The organism is Seohaeicola nanhaiensis (assembly GCF_042654245.1).
In the GTDB taxonomy this organism is placed as follows: Bacteria; Pseudomonadota; Alphaproteobacteria; order Rhodobacterales; family Rhodobacteraceae; genus Seohaeicola_A; species Seohaeicola_A nanhaiensis.
On record NZ_JBHSGI010000005.1, the window covers coordinates 96,062 to 113,629 of the forward strand.

The 17,568-nt window shown below is 67.0% G+C and carries 16 protein-coding genes; 6 read left to right on the plus strand and 10 right to left on the minus strand.

The features are described from left to right. From ACFO5X_RS07835 to ACFO5X_RS07845, 3 genes are read left to right on the plus strand one after another with little or no spacing between them, the layout of a single operon-like run. Entirely contained in the window at positions 1-948 is a 948-nt protein-coding gene (locus ACFO5X_RS07835) for an ABC transporter permease (RefSeq protein ID WP_380716741.1), read from the plus strand. Continuing rightward, complete coding sequence (locus ACFO5X_RS07840) at positions 945-1,745, plus strand: ABC transporter permease (RefSeq protein WP_380716742.1); 801 nt, start codon at positions 945-947, stop codon at positions 1,743-1,745. Before ACFO5X_RS07835 ends, ACFO5X_RS07840 begins: the two co-directional genes overlap by 4 nt. Further along, entirely contained in the window at positions 1,746-2,798 is a 1,053-nt protein-coding gene (locus ACFO5X_RS07845) for an ABC transporter ATP-binding protein (protein ID WP_380716744.1), read from the plus strand. A 104-nt stretch (positions 2,799-2,902) separates the two neighbouring features. On the opposite strand, the gene ACFO5X_RS07850 is transcribed toward ACFO5X_RS07845, so the two are convergent. Both ACFO5X_RS07850 and ACFO5X_RS07855 read right to left on the minus strand, forming a co-directional pair. After that, positions 2,903-4,291: a glutamine synthetase family protein gene (locus tag ACFO5X_RS07850; protein WP_380716745.1), complete on the minus strand. Its 1,389-nt coding sequence runs from the start codon at positions 4,289-4,291 to the stop codon at positions 2,903-2,905. Next, the gene (locus tag ACFO5X_RS07855; protein WP_380716746.1) at positions 4,288-5,673 is read right to left on the minus strand and encodes an aspartate aminotransferase family protein; all 1,386 of its coding nucleotides are present in this window, start codon (positions 5,671-5,673) and stop codon (positions 4,288-4,290) included. The genes ACFO5X_RS07850 and ACFO5X_RS07855 overlap by 4 nt, the downstream gene beginning before the upstream one ends. A gap of 128 nt (positions 5,674-5,801) precedes the next feature. Here ACFO5X_RS07855 and ACFO5X_RS07860 point away from each other — a divergent pair, with 128 nt between their 5' ends. Then, positions 5,802-6,803, plus strand: coding sequence for a proline racemase family protein (locus tag ACFO5X_RS07860; protein WP_380716747.1), 1,002 nt, complete (start codon positions 5,802-5,804; stop codon positions 6,801-6,803). 1 nt (position 6,804) lies between these two features. Here ACFO5X_RS07860 and ACFO5X_RS07865 read toward each other — a convergent pair whose 3' ends face one another. Together ACFO5X_RS07865 and hisI are read right to left on the minus strand one after the other, a co-directional pair. Beyond that, positions 6,805-7,575: a hypothetical protein gene (locus ACFO5X_RS07865; protein ID WP_380716748.1), complete on the minus strand. Its 771-nt coding sequence runs from the start codon at positions 7,573-7,575 to the stop codon at positions 6,805-6,807. A gap of 58 nt (positions 7,576-7,633) precedes the next feature. Continuing rightward, complete coding sequence (gene hisI, locus ACFO5X_RS07870; RefSeq protein ID WP_380716749.1) at positions 7,634-7,999, minus strand: phosphoribosyl-AMP cyclohydrolase; 366 nt, start codon at positions 7,997-7,999, stop codon at positions 7,634-7,636. A 67-nt stretch (positions 8,000-8,066) separates the two neighbouring features. Between hisI and ACFO5X_RS07875 the strand changes: the two genes are divergently transcribed. Continuing rightward, positions 8,067-8,519, plus strand: coding sequence for an iron-sulfur cluster assembly scaffold protein (locus ACFO5X_RS07875; protein ID WP_380717289.1), 453 nt, complete (start codon positions 8,067-8,069; stop codon positions 8,517-8,519). 428 nt (positions 8,520-8,947) lie between these two features. Here the strand turns inward: ACFO5X_RS07875 and recG are convergent, their stop codons facing one another. The 4 genes from recG to sciP form a co-directional block, all read right to left on the minus strand. Next, positions 8,948-11,038 (minus strand): ATP-dependent DNA helicase RecG, encoded by a 2,091-nt coding sequence (gene recG / locus ACFO5X_RS07880; protein ID WP_380716750.1) that lies wholly within the window; start codon positions 11,036-11,038, stop codon positions 8,948-8,950. Next, entirely contained in the window at positions 11,035-13,155 is a 2,121-nt protein-coding gene (ligA, locus tag ACFO5X_RS07885; RefSeq protein ID WP_380716751.1) for an NAD-dependent DNA ligase LigA, read from the minus strand. The genes recG and ligA overlap by 4 nt, the downstream gene beginning before the upstream one ends. Positions 13,156-13,257: 102 nt before the next feature. After that, positions 13,258-13,974, minus strand: coding sequence for a response regulator transcription factor CtrA (ctrA, locus tag ACFO5X_RS07890; RefSeq protein ID WP_380716752.1), 717 nt, complete (start codon positions 13,972-13,974; stop codon positions 13,258-13,260). Between the two features lie 102 nt (positions 13,975-14,076). Continuing rightward, positions 14,077-14,355, minus strand: coding sequence for a CtrA inhibitor SciP (gene sciP / locus ACFO5X_RS07895; RefSeq protein ID WP_380716753.1), 279 nt, complete (start codon positions 14,353-14,355; stop codon positions 14,077-14,079). Positions 14,356-14,483: 128 nt separating this feature from the next. Here sciP and mnmA point away from each other — a divergent pair, with 128 nt between their 5' ends. Next, entirely contained in the window at positions 14,484-15,626 is a 1,143-nt protein-coding gene (mnmA, locus tag ACFO5X_RS07900) for a tRNA 2-thiouridine(34) synthase MnmA (protein WP_380716754.1), read from the plus strand. A 7-nt stretch (positions 15,627-15,633) separates the two neighbouring features. On the opposite strand, the gene lpxB is transcribed toward mnmA, so the two are convergent. Both lpxB and ACFO5X_RS07910 read right to left on the minus strand, forming a co-directional pair. Next, positions 15,634-16,767 carry a lipid-A-disaccharide synthase gene (lpxB, locus tag ACFO5X_RS07905; protein WP_380716755.1) on the minus strand — a complete coding sequence of 378 codons (1,134 nt, stop codon included), beginning with the start codon at positions 16,765-16,767 and terminating at the stop codon, positions 15,634-15,636. Continuing rightward, on the minus strand, positions 16,764-17,567 hold the full coding sequence (locus ACFO5X_RS07910; protein ID WP_380716756.1) for an LpxI family protein: 804 nt from the start codon (positions 17,565-17,567) through the stop codon (positions 16,764-16,766). The genes lpxB and ACFO5X_RS07910 overlap by 4 nt, the downstream gene beginning before the upstream one ends. Between the last annotated feature and the right edge of the window lies 1 nt (position 17,568).

The following is a 17,568-nucleotide window of genomic DNA, read 5'->3' on the forward strand; positions in this document are numbered from 1 at the left end:
GTGTCCGCCCCGACCGCCAAACGCCGCGACAGCGCGCGCCGGCAAGAGGCCTGGACCGGCTTCTGGATGATCACCCCGGCGCTGGTCGTCATGGTCTCGATGCTGGCCCTGCCGCTCGCCGCCCTCGTGGTGATGAGCTTCTGGACCCAGACCGGCTTCACCCTCGACACCACCCTGACGCTCGACAACTACCGCCGCCTCTTCGCCACCTCGGACAAGACCACCGTCTGGATGGGGATCCCCTTTCCCCTGGCTTATCCGGTGCCGGCGATCCTGATGATCAAGTCGCTGGCGATGTCGCTCACCGCCACCGTCGCCGTCGTGCTCATGGCCTATCCGATGGCCTATTTCATCGCCTTCCGGGTCCAGCGCAACAAGGCCGCCTGGATCATCCTGCTGACGATCCCGTTCTGGACCTCCTACCTTCTGCGCGTCTTCTCCTGGAAGGTGGTTCTGGGTTTCAACGGCGCGATCAACTCGGGCCTGATCTCGCTCGGGGTCATCGACAAGCCGCTTGAATTCCTGCTCTACAACCCCGCCGCCGTGATGATCACCCTGTCGCACGCCTGGGTCACCTTCGTCGTCCTGCCGATCTACGTCTCCCTCGAAAAGATCGACCGTTCCATGATCGAGGCCGCCGCCGACCTCGGCGACAGCCGCTGGCGCCGCTTCCGCCGCATCACCCTGCCGCTCTCGATGCCCGGCACCATCGCCGCCGCGCTGATGGTCTTCATCCCTACGGTGGGCGACTATGTGACCCCGCAGCTCGTCGGCGGCACCGGCGGCAGCATGATCGGCAGCCTCGTCCAGCAGCTCTTCACCAAACAGAACAACGCCCCCATGGGCGCCGCTGTCTCGCTGGTGATGATGGCGATCATCGCCCTGCTGGTGCTGATCTTCCTCACAGTGATCGGTTACTGGAAGATGCGCGCGCGGAGGGCGGCATGAGGCGCGGCTGGGGCCTGACCGCCTATGCGGTGCTCTTCATGGGGTTCGTCTACGGCCCCGTCCTGCTGCTCGTCGTCTTCTCGCTGAACGACAACACCTTCGCCACCTTCCCGCTCAAGGGCTTCACGCTCCGCCATTATGCCGACATGTGGCAGCAGGCGCCGATGATCGCCGCCCTGACCAATTCGCTGAAAATCGGCCTCGGCGTTTCCCTGCTCACCACCGCCATCGCCGTCCCCGCCGCCCTGGCCCTGACCCGCTACCGCTTTCCGGGCAAGCCGGCCATCCTCTCGGCGATGATGCTGCCACTGGTCGTGCCCTCCATCGTCCTCGCCGTCTCGCTGCTGGTGATCCTGCTCAAGGTGCTGAACCTGCCGCTCTCGCTCTGGACCGTGGCCGCCGGCCACGTGCTGATCTGCCTGCCCTTCTGCACCTCGGTGCTGATGTCGCGGATGGAGGGATTCGACCCCAGCCTCGAAGAGGCCTCGCGCGATCTCGGCTGCCCGCCCTGGCAAACCTTCCGCCGCGTGACCCTGCCGCTGGCGCTGCCCGGGGTGATCTCCGCGCTGCTGCTCGGCTTCATCATCTCCTTCGACGAATTCGTCATTGCTTTCTTCCTCACCGGCACCGACAACACCCTGCCGGTCTACCTCTACTCGCAGCTGCGCTTTCCCAACCGCCTGCCCGGCACCCTGGCGCTCGGTTCGCTGATCCTCGTGGTCTCCACCCTGCTGGTCGTCGCCGCCGAACTGCTTCGCCGCCGCGGCGTCAAATCGTCCAACCCCGGAGACCTCTGAATGACCCCGCAAATCGAAATTCAGGGTGTCACCAAGTCCTTCGGCAGCTTCCAGGCCCTGAAGGGCGTCAGCTTCGACATCGACCGCGCCGAGTTCTTCTCGCTGCTCGGCGCCTCGGGCTGCGGCAAGACCACCCTGCTGCGCATCCTCGCGGGCATTGAACATCCGACCACCGGCCGCGTCCTGATCGACGGGCAGGACATGAACGGCATCCCGCCCGAACGCCGGCCCACCAACATGGTGTTCCAGTCCTACGCCATCTTCCCCCATCTGAACGTCGAGGAAAACGTCGGCTACGGCCTCAAGAACCTGCGCCTCTCCCGCGCCGAAACCGCCGCGCGCATCGCCGAGGCGCTGGCGATGGTCAAGCTCGAAGGCCTCGCCCGCCGCAACGCCCATGCCCTCTCAGGCGGCCAGCGCCAGCGGGTCGCGCTCGCGCGCGCGCTGGTCATGCGCCCCAAGGTGCTGCTGCTGGACGAACCGCTCTCGGCGCTCGACAAGAAGCTGCGGGAAGAGATGCAACTCGAACTGCGCGCCATGCAGCGCAAGCTCGGCATCACCTTCGTCTTCGTCACCCACGACCAGGAAGAGGCGATGACCCTGTCGGACCGTATCGCCATCGTCTCGGGCGGGCGAACCCTCCAGATCGACACGCCGCGCCGCCTTTACGAACAGCCGGTGAACCGCGAGGTGGCCGAGTTCATCGGCACCATGAACCTGATCCCCGCGCAGGTGATCGACGCCGCCACCGTGGACGCCGGCCCGCTCGGCCGCCTAGCGGCGCCCTTCGCCGAGTCCGCACCGCGCGCCCCCGGCGCGTCCGTCCACCTCGCCCTGCGCCCCGAACGGCTGACCCTCGGGGCCGAGGGACTCGGCGGCACCGTGACCGAGGCGGTCTACCTCGGCGACCGCATCACCTATCTCGTCGTCGTGCCGGGGCTGGAAAAGCCGCTGCGCGTGGTCGACACCAACCGCAGCGGCGACATGCATGCCATCGGCGCGCCGGTCGGCCTCGCCTGGGCCCCCGACGCCGGCCTCGTGCTGGGCGACTGACCGGCCGGGCCGGCGCGCCGCGACCCTGGCTTCTCTGGTTCAGAAATACCTCCGCCGGAGGCACGCGCGGAAAGCGCGTTCCGCCACGCCTCCACCCGGAGATGTCAGACGGTATGCAGATAAAGGTCGAAATCCACTTCGGAAATCGTCCGCGCCACCCGCGCGTATTCCGCCGCCTTCACCGCCGTGAATGTCCGGTGCATCGACTCGCCCAGAGCCTGCTTCAGAAATTCAGACCCCTCCGCCGCGACAATTGCCTCGTGCCAGCTGCGCGGGATGCCCGCCCCGGCGTCCGGCTGGTCATAGGCGTTGCCCGTCGTCTCCGGCCCCGGATCCAGCTGCCGGTCCAGCCCGTGCCGCACCCCCGCCAGCACCGTCGCCGCCACCAGATAGGGGTTCGCATCCACCCCCGCCGGTCGATGCTCGATCCGCCGCGCCTTCACGTCTCCCGCTGGCACCCGCAGCGCGACAGAGCGATTGTTGACGCCCCAAGCCGTCGAAACCGGCGCATAGCTCTGGTTGGCAAACCGCCGCCAGGAATTGAGATGCGGCGCAAAGACCAGCATCGACTCCCCCATCGTCGCGCGCAAGCCACCAAGCGCGTGCAGCAGCGGGTCGGTCCAGCCCTTCCCCGGCGCCTCGGCAAAGATGTTAACCCCCTCGCGGTCACGCAGCGAGACGTGGAAATGCATCCCCGACCCGGCATATTCCTCCACCGGTTTCGCCATGAAGCAGGCCACTACGCCATGCGCCCGGGCCTGCGCCCGCACGATCCGCTTCAGCCGCACCAGATCGTCCGCCGCCTGCATTACATCGGTGCGATAGTTCAGCGTCAGCTCGTATTGCCCCGGCGCATATTCGGAAATCAGCGTTTCCGCCTCGATCCCGGCTTTCGCCGCGCCCGCATAGATGTCAGAGAACAGCGGCAGCATTCCGTGCAGGTGGTCGACCGAATAGACCTCGGTCTTGTGGCTCACCCGCCCGTCCAGCACGTCGGCCGCCGGCCGCATCTTCCCGTCGGGGCCGCGCTCCTTCGCCAGCAGGAAGAACTCCAGTTCGAAGGCGCCCGCCGGCGTCAGCCCCCGCTCGGCAAAGGCGTCGACCTGCCGCTGCAGCGCCAGCCGCGGGTCATAGCCCACCGGCGTGCCATCCAGCTCGTACAGCGCCAGGAACACCTCGGCCCGGGGTGGATTGGCGCCATGCAGCGGCACCAGCGTTCCCGGAACCGGCCAGGCCCGCTTGTCGCCATCGCCCTCGTCCCAGATCAGCCCGGTCTCGTGCACGTCCTCGCCGCAGATATCCAGGCCCAGGATCGAGATCGGCATATGCCGCCCCGAGGTATAAAGCGCCTCAAGCTCATGCCGCCGGATGATCTTGCCGCGCCCGATCCCGTTGGAATCGTGCAGCAGGATGTCGATGGCCTCGATCTCCGGGTGAGCATCGAGGAATGCCTTTGCCTCGGCCAGGGTGGCGCCAGACGGACATTGGGTCATGAAATCGACCTTTCGAAAAGTTCAGTCAGGATGGCCCCGAAGGTGGCGACCAGCCGGTCGATGGCGGCATCCGGGGTCACCGGGCTCACCAGCATCATGTTGTGAAACGGCGCGATCAGGCTGCCCCGGTTGATCAGCGCGGTGTGGATCGCACCCTCCACCTCGGGGCAATGCGCCTCTGCCGCCTCTGCCCCGTTGCGCAGCGGACCGGGCGCGCAGATGAACTCGACCCGGGCGCCCACGCGCACCACGTGCCAGGGCGCCCCGACCCGCTCGATCGCCGCGCCCAGCCCGTCGGCCAGCCGTGCCGCGCCGCGCTCCATATGGGCATAGGCATCGGGCGTCATCACCCGCGACAGCGTCGCCTCCAGGCAGGCGAACTGCATCGGGTTGGCAGAAAGCGTCGTGCCCATGCCCGAATGCCCCGAGGCGCGGCCGGCGTTGTATGCGAGGTATCGCGCGGCCACATCCTCGGACAGCCCCCAGACCGCCGTGGGCATCCCGCCGGCCACACATTTTCCGACCACGAAGATATCGGGCGCCAGCCCCTGCACACGGCTATAGCCGCCAAAGCCCGAGGAAATCGTATGCGTCTCGTCGATGATCAGCAGCGCGCCATGCGTCGTGGCAAGGTCGCGCAGCCTCTCGTGAAACCCCGGATCGGGCAGAACCATGCAGGAATTGGTCATCACGGGCTCGGTCAGGATCGCCGCAACCTCGCCGGTCCTCAACGCCGCCTCGACCCCGGCCAGATCGTTGAACTCGGCACAGACAGCCGTCTGCGTCAGATCGGCCACCTGCCCGGTCAGCCCGGGGCGCGCCACGGTCCGCCCGTCCTGCAGGGACACCATCGTATCGTCGACCGTGCCGTGATAGCAGCCATTGAAGACCATAACCTTGGGCCGCCCCGTCACCGCGCGCGCCACCCGCAGGGCAAAGCGATTGGCATCCGTCGCGGTGGTCGCGATCTGCCAGCGGTAGGCACCGAATATGCCGCTCAGCAGGCCACCGACCCGCAAAGCCGCCTCTGTCGGAAGCATGTAGGTCAGGCCCCGCCCCGCCTGCGCCCGGATCGCCTCGGCCACCGGCTCCGGCGAATGGCCGAACATCGACCCGGTGTCGCCAAGGCAGAAATCGTCCAGCACATGGCCGTCGATAACGGTGATCGCGGCGCCTTCCGCATGGTCCACCAGCACCGGAAAAGGCATCGGCCAGTCCTTCATCCAGTGCATCGGCACACCGTCGAGAAAGGTTGCCGCTCCCGCTTCCAGCGCCGCCCGCGTCCTGGGTCGCGCCGCGGCATAGGCCGCGGCCTCGCGCGCGGCGAAGTCGGTCAGGCGGTCTTGCGCGATCCCGGCGAGTCGCGTTGAGGCGGATGTCATGACAGGCTCCAGTAACAGGTCGGCAAACATTTGATCAAATTCCGCCCCGACCACAAGCCGCCATGTGACGCAGCTTGCGCAACCGCCCGAAATCGCGCCTGATGGCGGCGACATCAGGGGAGGCGCGGATGAAGGCCATCACCACCGTCGAAATGCACACCGGCGGTGAACCCGTCCGCATCGTCACCGGCGGATGGGCCGAGGTACAGGGTGCCACCCTGCTAGAAAAACGCCGCTATGCGCGCGATCATCTCGACCACCTGCGCCGGCTGATCATCTTCGAACCGCGCGGCCATTTCGACATGTATGCCGCCCTCCCCGTCGAACCCGACCTGCCGGGCTGCGACATGGCCGTCCTCTTCCTGCACAACGAAGGCTATTCGACGATGTGCGGCCATGCCGTCATCGCGCTCGGGCGCTATGCCGTGGACCACGGGCTGGTGCCGGCGGTCACGCCGCTGACCCACCTCACCATCCAGTGCCCCTGCGGCCCGATTGGGGTCGAGGTCGAGGTCGCCGTTCACGGCGAAGAGGTGCAGACCGGCGCGGTGCGCTTCCTGTCGGTGCCCTCCTTCGCCCACCGGCTCGACGCCCGCGTCGATGTGCCGGGCTTTGGACAGGTCACCTTCGACATCGGCTATGGCGGCGCATTCTACGCGATCCTGCCGGCGCAGGCACTCGGGCTGACGCTCGACGCGCCCCTGCGGGATTTGGTCGAGGCCGCAACCGCCGTCACCAAAGCCGCCAGCGCCCTGCCCCTGTGCCATCCCGACGACCCGGACCTCGCCTTCCTCTACGGCACCATCCTGACCGACGGGCTGGAGCCCGGCCCGGACCGGACCACGCGCAATATCTGCGTCTTCGCAGCGCGCGAGGTCGACCGCTCACCAACCGGCTCGGGCGTCAGCGCCCGCATGGCCCTCGCCACCGCACGCGGGCTCAAACTGGGCACCCGGTGCCGGTTTTCCAGCATCACCGGCGCGATCTTCACAGCCGAGGCGGTCAAACCCGCCACGATCGGCGACACTCCAGCCTGGACCATCCGCGTCGGCGGACAGGCATATTACACCGGCACCTCGCAATTCATCCACGAAGAGGGCGACGAGCTCGGACGCGGCTTCCTGCTCTGACCTATTCCAGCGCCCGCCAGGGCTTGGGCATCAGCACCCAGTGCCCGTTCACATACACCAGCCCGTCAAAGGCCAGCCCCAATTCGCTGCCGGCGGTGACGAACTTGAAGCGGACAATAGGATGGTCGCCGCGGAAGTAGGGCAGAACGTCTTTATATCCGCCCGGGAAATTCGCCAAAACCGGATCGCCCGATTTCAGCTGCGCCGTCGTGGCATAGAACACCAGCAGCGAATCCTGATCCGGCTTTGGTCCGATCTGGATCCCTGGCGTGAAAGTCTGCGCGTAGTTGGCCACCAGCTTGCCGGCCACCGGCTCGTCATAGACGGCGGCGATATCCTCGGGCGAAGGCTTCAGCGCGGCCGTCAGCGCAACGCGATCCGCACCCGGATCGAGAAACCGTTCCAGCAGAGCGCGCGCTTCCTGTTCAGTGCCCCCGGTTGCCTCCGGCCCGGTGGCCGCCACCTCCGGCACCGTCTCCGCACCCGCCATCAGCTCATTCAGCGAGGCGGCCTCGTTCTGCAGACAGTCGCTGAACAACTGGTTCAGCAGATCCATCGCCGCGGCCAGATCCACCGGCCCCTGCGCCTGCCCCCGCGCCGAGCCAACGCCATGCAGCCAGGCTGCGATCATCAGCTTGTCGGTATCGTCCGCCGCACGCAGCTCTGCCCCGCAGGCTGCATCCGGGTCAAACCCCGGTGTCTGCGCCATCACCGGCGTGGCCAACGCAAAAGCTCCGGTCAGAGCCAATCCCAACAACCCGAACCTGACCATGCCCTGCCCTCCCGCAACCGACCTGCGCGGGAAGTCTAGCAGCGGCACGCGGCGCCTGTCATGCCCCTTTGTCCGGCGCCATCAGCTCCACTTCGGCACCGTCCCGCACGGCGGTATAGAAGCAGGTCCGCCGATTGGTGTGACAGGCGGGACCGGTCTGGTGCACAAGCACCAGCAGGCAATCCCGGTCGCAATCGACCCGGAAATCGACCAGCTCCTGCACATGTCCCGAGGTCTCGCCCTTGATCCAGAACGCCTGCCGCGACCGCGACCAATAGGTGACCCGCCCGGTCTCCAGCGTCTGCCGCACGGCATCCGCGTTCATCCAGGCGACCATCAGCACCTCGCCGCTGGTCGCGTCCTGGGCCACCGCCGGGATCAGGCCGGCGGCATCAAAGGTCAGGCTGGCAGGGTCGAAAGTCATGGGCAAGGCTCTTTGCAACAGTCCGATGCGCGACTATGTAAGGGGAACGGCGGCCAAGGGAAAGTCCATGTCGGGCGACAACGATCTGATCAAACTCTATTCCGCGCGCATTCTCGCGCTGGCGGCGGACATCCCGCATACGGACCGTCTCTCGGCCCCCGACGCCACCGTGAAGAAGCGCTCCCCGCTCTGCGGCTCGACCATCACCGTAGATGTCGCGGTCAAGGACGGGCGGATTGCCGACTTCGGGCAGGAGGTGAAGGCCTGCGCGCTGGGTCAGGCGGCGGCCTCGGTGGTCGGTTCGGCCGTCATCGGCGCCACGCGCGAACAGATCGAAACCGCCCGCGACCAGCTCCGCGCGATGCTCAAGGAAGGCGCCCCACCCCCGGACGCTCCCTTCGACGGGCTCGACGTCCTGCTGCCCGCGCGCGACTACAAGAACCGCCATGCCTCGATCATGCTCGCCCTCGAAGCCACGGCCGAGGCGATGGGCAAGGCCGAACAGGCCCATTGCGCTTGACCCTCTCCTGCACCGCAGCGCCATAAAAAAAGCCGCCGCGCATCCGGGCGGATGGCGGCGGCAGGGTATGCGTACTCACGTGGGACCAGGCGGCGCAGATCAGGACAGGCGAAGTCCCGGTGCTTCGGAAGTTGGGACAGGGAAGCACCGGACGACAGGCGCACGCCACGCGTGAGATCGCAGGCAGAAAGGGGTCAGAAGGCTCCGGGCAGGTGCAGCGCCACCATCAGCATGACCATCAGGGCCGCCGTACCGGCGGCATCCTGTACCAGCGTGGCGCGGCAGCGGGTAAGCGCGTCTCTGATCTCGGTCATCGGGGTCTGCTCCGTGTTGCGTTGTTGCCCCTTTGTTCTCACTTTTCGGCGGGTCTGTAAAGAACTTTTTAAGAACATTCGCGAACATTTCGGAACATGGACTGAAGTCGAAAGCTAACCCACTGAAATCAAACGAATTGCCTGGTCCTGCCGCATCAGCCACAGCAGAACACGCGCCGCCTTGCCCCGTTCGCCCTCCAGTTCCGGGTCATTGGTCAGCAGCGCCCGCGCATCGGATTGCGCCACCGCCATCAGCGCCGCCTGCCGTTCCAGATCCGCGATCTGGAACCGTGGCAACCCCGATTGCGCCGTGCCGATCATGTCCCCCGCACCGCGCATCGCCAGATCCGTCTCCGCTATAACAAACCCGTCTTCCGTATCGCGCAGCACTTCCAACCGGCGCCGTCCGCCCTCGGTCAGGGGCGCCTGATACATGAGAAGGCAGGTCGATTCAGCCTCGCCGCGCCCGACCCGGCCCCGCAGCTGGTGCAGCTGGGCCAAGCCGAAGGTCTCGGCCCGTTCGATCACCATGATCGTCGCATTGGGCACGTTCACACCCACCTCGATCACCGTGGTCGCCACCAGCACCTTGGTGTGCCCGGCGACAAACGCCGCCATCGCTGCATCCTTGTCGGCCGGCGCCATCTGGCCATGCACCAGCCCGACGACGCCCTCGTCGAAGGCCGCTCGCAGCCGCTGGAACCGGTCCTCGGCCGCCGTCAGATCCACGACCTCGCTTTCCTCGACCAGCGGGCAGACCCAGTAGCACTGCCGCTCCGCGCCGATCGCGCGCCGCAGATGACCGATCACCTCGTCCATCCGCTCGGTGCTGACCACCGCCGTCTTCACGGGTTTGCGTCCCGGAGGCTTCTCATCCAGCACCGACACGTCCATATCGCCATATTGCGCCAGCGCCAGGCTGCGCGGGATGGGCGTCGCCGTCATCACCAGCACATCGGCGGCCAGCCCCTTGGCGCCCAGTTCCATCCGCTGACGCACGCCAAAGCGGTGCTGTTCGTCCACGATCGCCAGCCGCAGGTCGGCAAAGGCGATATCCGCCTGGAACAGCGCATGGGTGCCAACGACAATCTGGATATCCCCCCGCGCCAGCGCCGCCAGCTTGGCCCGCCGCTCCGCGCCCTTGTCGCGGCCGGTCAGGATTTCCAGAACCACGCCGGCCTGTTCCGCCAGCGGCCGCAGCCCCTCCAGATGCTGGCGCGCCAGGATTTCGGTCGGCGCCATCATCGCCCCCTGCCCGCCCGCCTCGACCGCAACCAGCAGCGCCAGGAAGGCAACCAGGGTCTTGCCCGCCCCCACATCGCCCTGCAGCAACCGGTTCATCCGCTGGGGCGAGGCCATGTCGGCGGCAATCTCCTCGCTCGCCCGCGCCTGGGCGTTTGTCGGACGATACGGCAGGGCCTTCAGCACCCGCGCCTGCAAGGCGCCGGTCGCCACGCTCGCCACACCCTTCCCCTTGCGCTCGCGCCGCCGGGCCAGCGCCAGCGTCAGCTGATGCGCAAAGAACTCGTCATAGGCCAGCCGTTCGCGCGCCGGGGCCGTCGGGCTCAGCTCGGCCGCCCCCTCGGGCGCATGGGCCGCCGCCATGGCCGCCAACCATCCGGGCCAGGCCTTGGCCGCAACCTGCCCGGGATCGATCCATTCGGCCAGGTCCGGCGCCCGCGTAAGCGCGCCCCGCGCCGCCTTGAACATGGTCTTCTGCGTGACACCCTGCGTCAGCCGGTAGACCGGCTCGAACGAGGGGATATCGCCCGCCTCCTCGAGGGGCAGAATGTGATCCGGATGCACCATCTGCGCCATCCCGTCGAAGATCTCGACCCGCCCCGACACCAGACGCCGGCTGCCCTGCGGCGCGATCCGGGTCAGATAGTCCGAGCGGGCATGAAAGAACACCAGCTGGAAATCCGCTACCGAATCCTCGACATGGATGCGATAGGCCCCGCCCTTGCCCCGCGGCGGACGATGCGCGCCGATGGTAACCTCGACGGTCACCACCCCCGGCAGATCGGCCCCGCGGATGGTATCCCGGCGCCGCCGGTCCACCACCGAATGAGGCAGCGAAAACAACAGGTCACGGGGCGTCTCTATCCCGGAATCGATCAGCAGCTTTGCCGTCTTCGGCCCGACGCCCTCCAGGGTCTCCAGCCCCGCGAACAGCGGGAACAGCGCAACCGGCCGTCCGCTCATATCCCGGCGATGAGGGCGAGCCAGCCGTCCTCGTCCACGGTCTCGATGCCCAGCTCCGCCGCCTTCTTCGCCTTCGACCCGGCCCCCGGTCCTGCAACCAGCAGGTCGGTCTTGGCACTGACCGATCCCGCCACCTTCGCGCCCAAAGCCTCGGCCCGCGCCTTGGCTTCGGCGCGCGTCATCTTTTCCAGCGTACCGGTAAAGACCACCGTCTTACCGGAGACCGGGCTGCCCTCGGTCTTGGGCGCGGCCACCGGCTGCACCTCCAGATGGCCGACCAGCCGGTCGATAGATGCGCGCTCGCTCTCCTGCGCGAAGGTCGTCACCAGCGATGTGGCCAGCACCTTGCCCACACCGTCGATGTTGTTCATCTCCTCCCACGCGGGCCCCTCCAGCGGCGCCGCCTCGCGCACCGCCGCCTCGAAGGCCTCCCAGGTGCCGTAGTGGCGCGCCAGCAGGTTCGACACCTGCTCGCCCACGTGACGGATCCCCAGGGCAAAGATCAGCCGGCCCAGCGGAATCTTCCGCCGCTCCTCGATCGCCGCAAACAGGTTGCTCGCCGACTTCTCGCCCCAGCCCTCGCGGTTCTTCAGTTGCTGAATGCCCGAGCCATAGCGCTCTTTCAGTGTGAAGATGTCTGCCGGCTCTGCGATCCACCCGTCGGCGTAGAACTGCTCCACCTGCTTCGCGCCCAGCCCCTCGATGTCGAAGGCCGCGCGAGAGACGAAATGCTTCAGCTTTTCAACGGCCTGCGCCGGGCAGATCAGTCCGCCCGTGCACCGCCGCACCGCATCCCCGGTCTCGCGCACCGCCGCGCTGCCGCATTCCGGGCAAGTGGTCGGGAAAACATAGGGCATCGCTTCCGGAGGGCGCTTTTCCAGATCAACGTCCGCAACCTTCGGAATTACATCGCCCGCGCGATAGATCTGCACCCAGTCGCCCACACGGATGTCCTTGCCGCCGCGGATTTGCTCGCCGCTGGCCGAACGCCCGGCAATGTAATCCTCGTTGTGCAGCGTGGCGTTGGACACCACCACGCCGCCCACCGTCACCGGATGCAGCCGCGCCACCGGAGACAGCGCGCCGGTCCGGCCGACCTGAATGTCGATGGCCTCCAGACGCGTCCAGGCCAGCTCGGCCGGAAACTTGTGCGCAATCGCCCAGCGGGGCGTGGTCGACCGGAAACCCAGCCGCGCCTGCAGGGCAAGATCGTTAACCTTGTAGACCACACCGTCGATGTCATAGCCCAGCGTCGCGCGCTGCTCCTCGATCGCGGCGTAATGGGCCAGCATGTCCTCGGGACCGTTGCAGATGGCGGTCAGAGGATTGGTCGAAAACCCCAGCGAGTTCAGCCGCTCGATCGCCTCGGCCTGGGTCTTTGCCAGGGGCTCCGACAGCTCGCCCCAGGAATAGGCGAAGAACCTCAGCGGCCGTCCCTTCGTGATCGCCGGATCGAGCTGGCGCAGCGATCCCGCCGCCGCGTTGCGCGGATTGGCAAAGGTCTTCTCTCCCGCCTCGGCCTGGCGCGCGTTCAGCGCCGCGAAATCGGCATGGCTCATGTAGACTTCGCCACGCACCTCCAGCACGGCGGGCGCACCGCTCAGCCGCTGCGGAATATCCCCGATTGTGCGCGCATTGGCGGTGACATTCTCGCCCACCGATCCATCGCCCCGTGTCGCCGCCTGCACCAGCCGACCATCCTCATAGCGCAGCGACAGCGACAACCCGTCGATCTTCGGCTCGGCGGTATAGCGCAGATCCGCCTCGGGCCCGAGGCCCAGATATTTGCGGATTCCGGCATCGAAATCGGTGACATCCTCGGCGGCAAAGGCATTGCCCAGCGACAGCATCCGCTGGCTGTGAGTGACCTTGGCGAATCCTTCGGCCGGGCGCGCTCCGATCTGCTCCGACGGGCTGTCACTGCGCACGAGATCGGGAAATCGTGCCTCAATGGCGGCATTGCGATGCTTCAGCGCATCATAGGCCGCGTCCGAAATGTCGGGAGAATCTTCCTGGTGATAGGCCGTATTGGCGGCGGCGATCAGGGCGGCCAATCGCTCCAGTTCCGCCGCGGCCTGCGGCCGGGTCAGATCCTCGACCTTGACGTCTTCGTTCACTTTCAGCGCCTCGCGAGCAATACGCCTCAAGTGATAGGGCGCGACCCGGCTCAGGTCCAGACGTCGAATCCCGCCCGCACGACCGCTGCCCCGGACGGCGCGTCAGGCCCCCATGGCCAGCTTCGGCGCGCCCATGCGGTCGGACTGCGGATCGCGCAGGACATAGCCGCGCCCCCAGACCGTTTCGATGTAGTTTTCCCCATCGGTGGCCTTGCTCAGCTTCTTGCGCAGCTTGCAGATAAAGACGTCGATGATCTTCAGTTCGGGTTCGTCCATGCCGCCGTAGAGATGGTTCAGAAACATCTCCTTCGTCAGCGTCGTGCCCTTGCGCAGGCTCAGAAGCTCCAGCATCTGGTATTCCTTGCCCGTCAGGTGAACTGCCTCGCCATTGACCTCCACCGTCTTGGCGTCCAGGTTGACCGAAATCTGCCCCGTCTGGATCACCGATTGCGAATGCCCCTTCAAGCGGCGGATGATCGCATGGATGCGCGCCACCAGCTCCTCGCGGTGAAATGGCTTGGTCAGATAGTCGTCGGCCCCGAACCCGAAGCCCTTGAGCTTGTTCTCGGTGTCATCCGCGCCAGAAAGGATCAGGATCGGCGTCTCGATCCGCGACAGCCGCAATTGACGCAGGACTTCATGGCCGTTCATATCCGGCAGGTTGAGATCGAGCAGGATCAGGTCATAGTCGTACAGCTTGGCCAGATCGATGCCTTCCTCGCCCAGATCCGTCGAATAGACGTTGAGATTCGCATGGGTCAGCATCAGCTCGATGCTTTTCGAGGTCGTCGGATCATCTTCAACCAGCAAAACGCGCATATATCCCTCTCCGTTTTTGGTCCGTGCTCCGGCAGTCTCACCAACAATGACCAAAATTAGTTAACTACACGTTACCGAAATCCTGCAGGAAACTGCAAAAAATTACGTTTCCCGGTATTTCTTCAGCGCCGTGGTCTTCAGCGCGTCTTCGCCGTGCTTTGCAACCGCGGCAACCCAGCTTCTGAATTCCTCTTCGCTCAGCCCATAGAGCTGCAGCGCCTCGGCCTGGCTGATCAGGCCATAGAGCACGCCCCGCACAACACGCGCCTTGCGCGACGCCACCCATCGGGTGGTATTGCCCGCCGGCAGATCGGCGCGCGTCATCTTCGTTCCGTCAGGCAGCGTGACCGCCCTGGGCCCATCGACCTTTTTCAGAAACATTGGCCCGTTCCTTCGTTTGCCGGGGCCAAAGTGTCGGATCCACGTTAAAGAGGCATGAAGCGACCACTTGCGAGTATAACGGATTTTCCTATATTCTGCCAATCCCTCCTCCCGAAAGGATCAGGCCCATGGCGCTCGACGCCCACCCCTTGAATTCGCTTGGCTTTGCCAAGGCGCCGGCCGACACCCGCGTGGTCGTCGCCATGTCGGGCGGTGTGGACAGTTCCGTCGTGGCCGCGATGCTGGCCGACGAAGGCTATGACGTGGTCGGCGTCACGCTCCAGCTCTACGATCACGGGGCGGCGCTGGCGAAAAAGGGCGCATGTTGCGCGGGGATCGACATTCACGATGCGCGCCGTGTCGCGGAAACGCGCGGCTTTCCGCACTATGTGCTCGATTACGAAAACGTGTTCCGTGACGCGGTAATCGACGAATTCGCCGACAGTTACCTTGCCGGGGCAACGCCGGTGCCCTGCATCCGCTGCAACGAACGCGTGAAATTCAAGGATCTTCTGGAAACGGCGAAAGATCTCGACGCCGATTGCATGGCCACCGGCCATTACATCCAGCGCCGCACCGGCGCGCGCGGGGCGGAATTGCATTGCGCCGCCGACATGGCGCGCGACCAGTCCTATTTCCTGTTTTCAACCACGCCTGAACAGCTCGATTTCCTGCGCTTCCCGCTGGGCCATTTGCCCTCCAAGGCCGCCACGCGCGCGCTGGCCGCGCAATACGGCCTCGCGGTAGCCGACAAGCCCGACAGCCAGGATATCTGTTTCGTGCCGAATGGCGACTACGCCGCGGTGATCGAAAAGCTGCGCCCCGGGGCCGGCCGGCCAGGCGATATCGTCCATGCGGACGGGCGCATCCTTGGCCGGCACGACGGTGTGATCCGCTATACGATCGGCCAGCGCCGGGGCCTTGGTGTCGGCGGCCTGGCCGAACCGCTTTACGTGGTCGCGCTCGATGTCGACAACGCCCGCGTCGTCGTTGGCCCCAAGGCGATGCTGGCCACCCGCACCGTCCCGCTGCGCGAAATCAACTGGCTGGGCGACGAACCCCTGACCGCGCGGGCGGAATGGCCCGTCTCGGTGCGCGTCCGCTCCACCCGCCCTCCGACCGAAGCCGTCCTGCGCCCGCTCAGCGACACCACCGCCGAGGTCGAACTGCTCAGCGCCGAGGAAGGTGTCTCGCCCGGTCAGGCCTGCGTCTTCTATGAAACCGGCGGCAGCCGGGTTCTGGGCGGCGGCTGGATCTGGCGCGGCGTCTGAGCAACCCTCACATCCGCGCCAGCACCGCCTGCGCCGCACGCAGGCCCGGAGGCGCGCCTCCAAGGCCCAGGCGCTCCATCGTCAGCCGCATCGCCGCCTCCTGCGCGTCAGGGTCGTCCAGCACCCGCGCCAGCCCCTCGGCGATCAGTTCGGGGCGGCAGCGGCTGCCGATGAACTCCGGCACCGTCCGCGTTTCCGAGACAAGATTGACCAGCGTCACCGTATCTACCAGCAGCATCCGGCTGATGATCATCCGGCTGAGCCGGCTCATGTCATAGGCAATCACCATCGGCGTCTGCGCCGCGGCGAGTTCCAGCGAGACGGTCCCCGAGGCCGCCAGCGCCAGCGTCGCCGTGCGGAAGGCAGCACGCTTCCAGACAACCGCGCCCGGGTCGATCACCACCGGCTGACCGGGCCAGCCGGCCACGGCCGACCGCACGATCCCGGCCACCGGCCCCGCGGCTGGCACAACGACGCGCAGGCCCGGACGGTCGGCCAGGAACCGCTCCAGCGTCGCGCCGAAGACCGGCGCCAGCCGCTCCACCTCACCCCGGCGCGACCCGGGCAGGACCAGCAACACATCGCTGTCGCCAAGGCCGGTCTCCTCGCGAAATCCCGCGATCTCCTCGGGCGTTGCCTGCGGCTCGGCCACCACCGGATGGCCGACAAAGTCGCAGTCCATACCGGCGGCCGTCATCAAGGGCGGCTCGAAGGGAAACAGCGCCAGCACATGGTCGATCACCTCGGCCATCTTCGCCGCCCGACCCGGCCGCCAGGCCCAGACCGTCGGCGCGACGTAATGGACGGTGCGGATCGAACTGGCCGCCTTCACCAGCCCGGCGACCCGCAGGCAGAAATCCGGGCTGTCGATGGTGATCAGAACTTCGGGCTTCTCGGCCAGCACGGCCTCGGCCGTCTCCCGGATCCGCCGCTTGAGGTGGAAATACTTGGGCAGCACCTCGGCCAGCCCCATCACGCTCAGCTCGTCCATCGGAAAGCGGCTCTGCAGGCCCTGCGCCGCCATCTGCACCCCACCTATGCCGTCAAAGGCGACCCCGGGCGCAAGCTGCTTCAGCCCCGCCATCAGCGCGCCACCAAGGCGGTCGCCCGACGGCTCGCCCGCCACCAGAAAGACCTTCACGGTCGCACCCAGAGGAACAGGCCCCGCGAGTCCGCCTCGGCAAGGATCGCCTCACGGTTCAGCGCCAGAACGCCGCCCGCCTCGATGACGATGCCGTCCAGGCCAGCCGCCGCCGCGCCGCGCACCGTGTCAACGCCAATGGCAGGAAGATCGAACCGCCGGTCCTGCCCCGCCTTGGGCGCCTTCATCAACAGGCCGCCCTTCGGCCCGTCATGCCCGGCCGCAAGACTCGCCAGCATCCAGTCGGTGCCCGGCAGCGCCTCGATCGCCAGCACCTGACCGCCCGAGACGACACAGCCCTGCCCGACGTCCAGCGGCGCCAGCGCGGCCAGCACCGCCGCCGCCCGCTGCGCATCGCCCTCATGGCGCGCGTCCGGCTGAGCGCGCGTCGGCACACCTTCGGGCATCAGCAGACCGGGCGCGATATCGCCCGCGCCAACTACCCGCAACCCCGCCTCCTCGAAGATCGCGACCACGGCGCGCAAGGCCCCGTCGTCCCCCGCCCGCAAGGCCTCCGCAATGCGCGGCACCAGCGGCCCGGTCGCCGCGTCCACTTCGCTCATGTCAATCACCGGACGGCGGATCGCCCCGGCCAGACAGACCTCGCGCGCGCCTTCGTCCAAAAGCCGCCCCAGCAGCGTGCCCAGATGTTCCAGCCGGAACCGCAGCGTCGGCCGCCCGCCAAGTCCCTCAGCCGGAAACCCCTCGAGCTCGGCCACGCGAAACGCGCGCCCCGAGTCCTCCATCGCCGCCGCCAGCAGGCCCGGCAAACGCCCCTGCCCGGCGATCAGCGCAAGCATG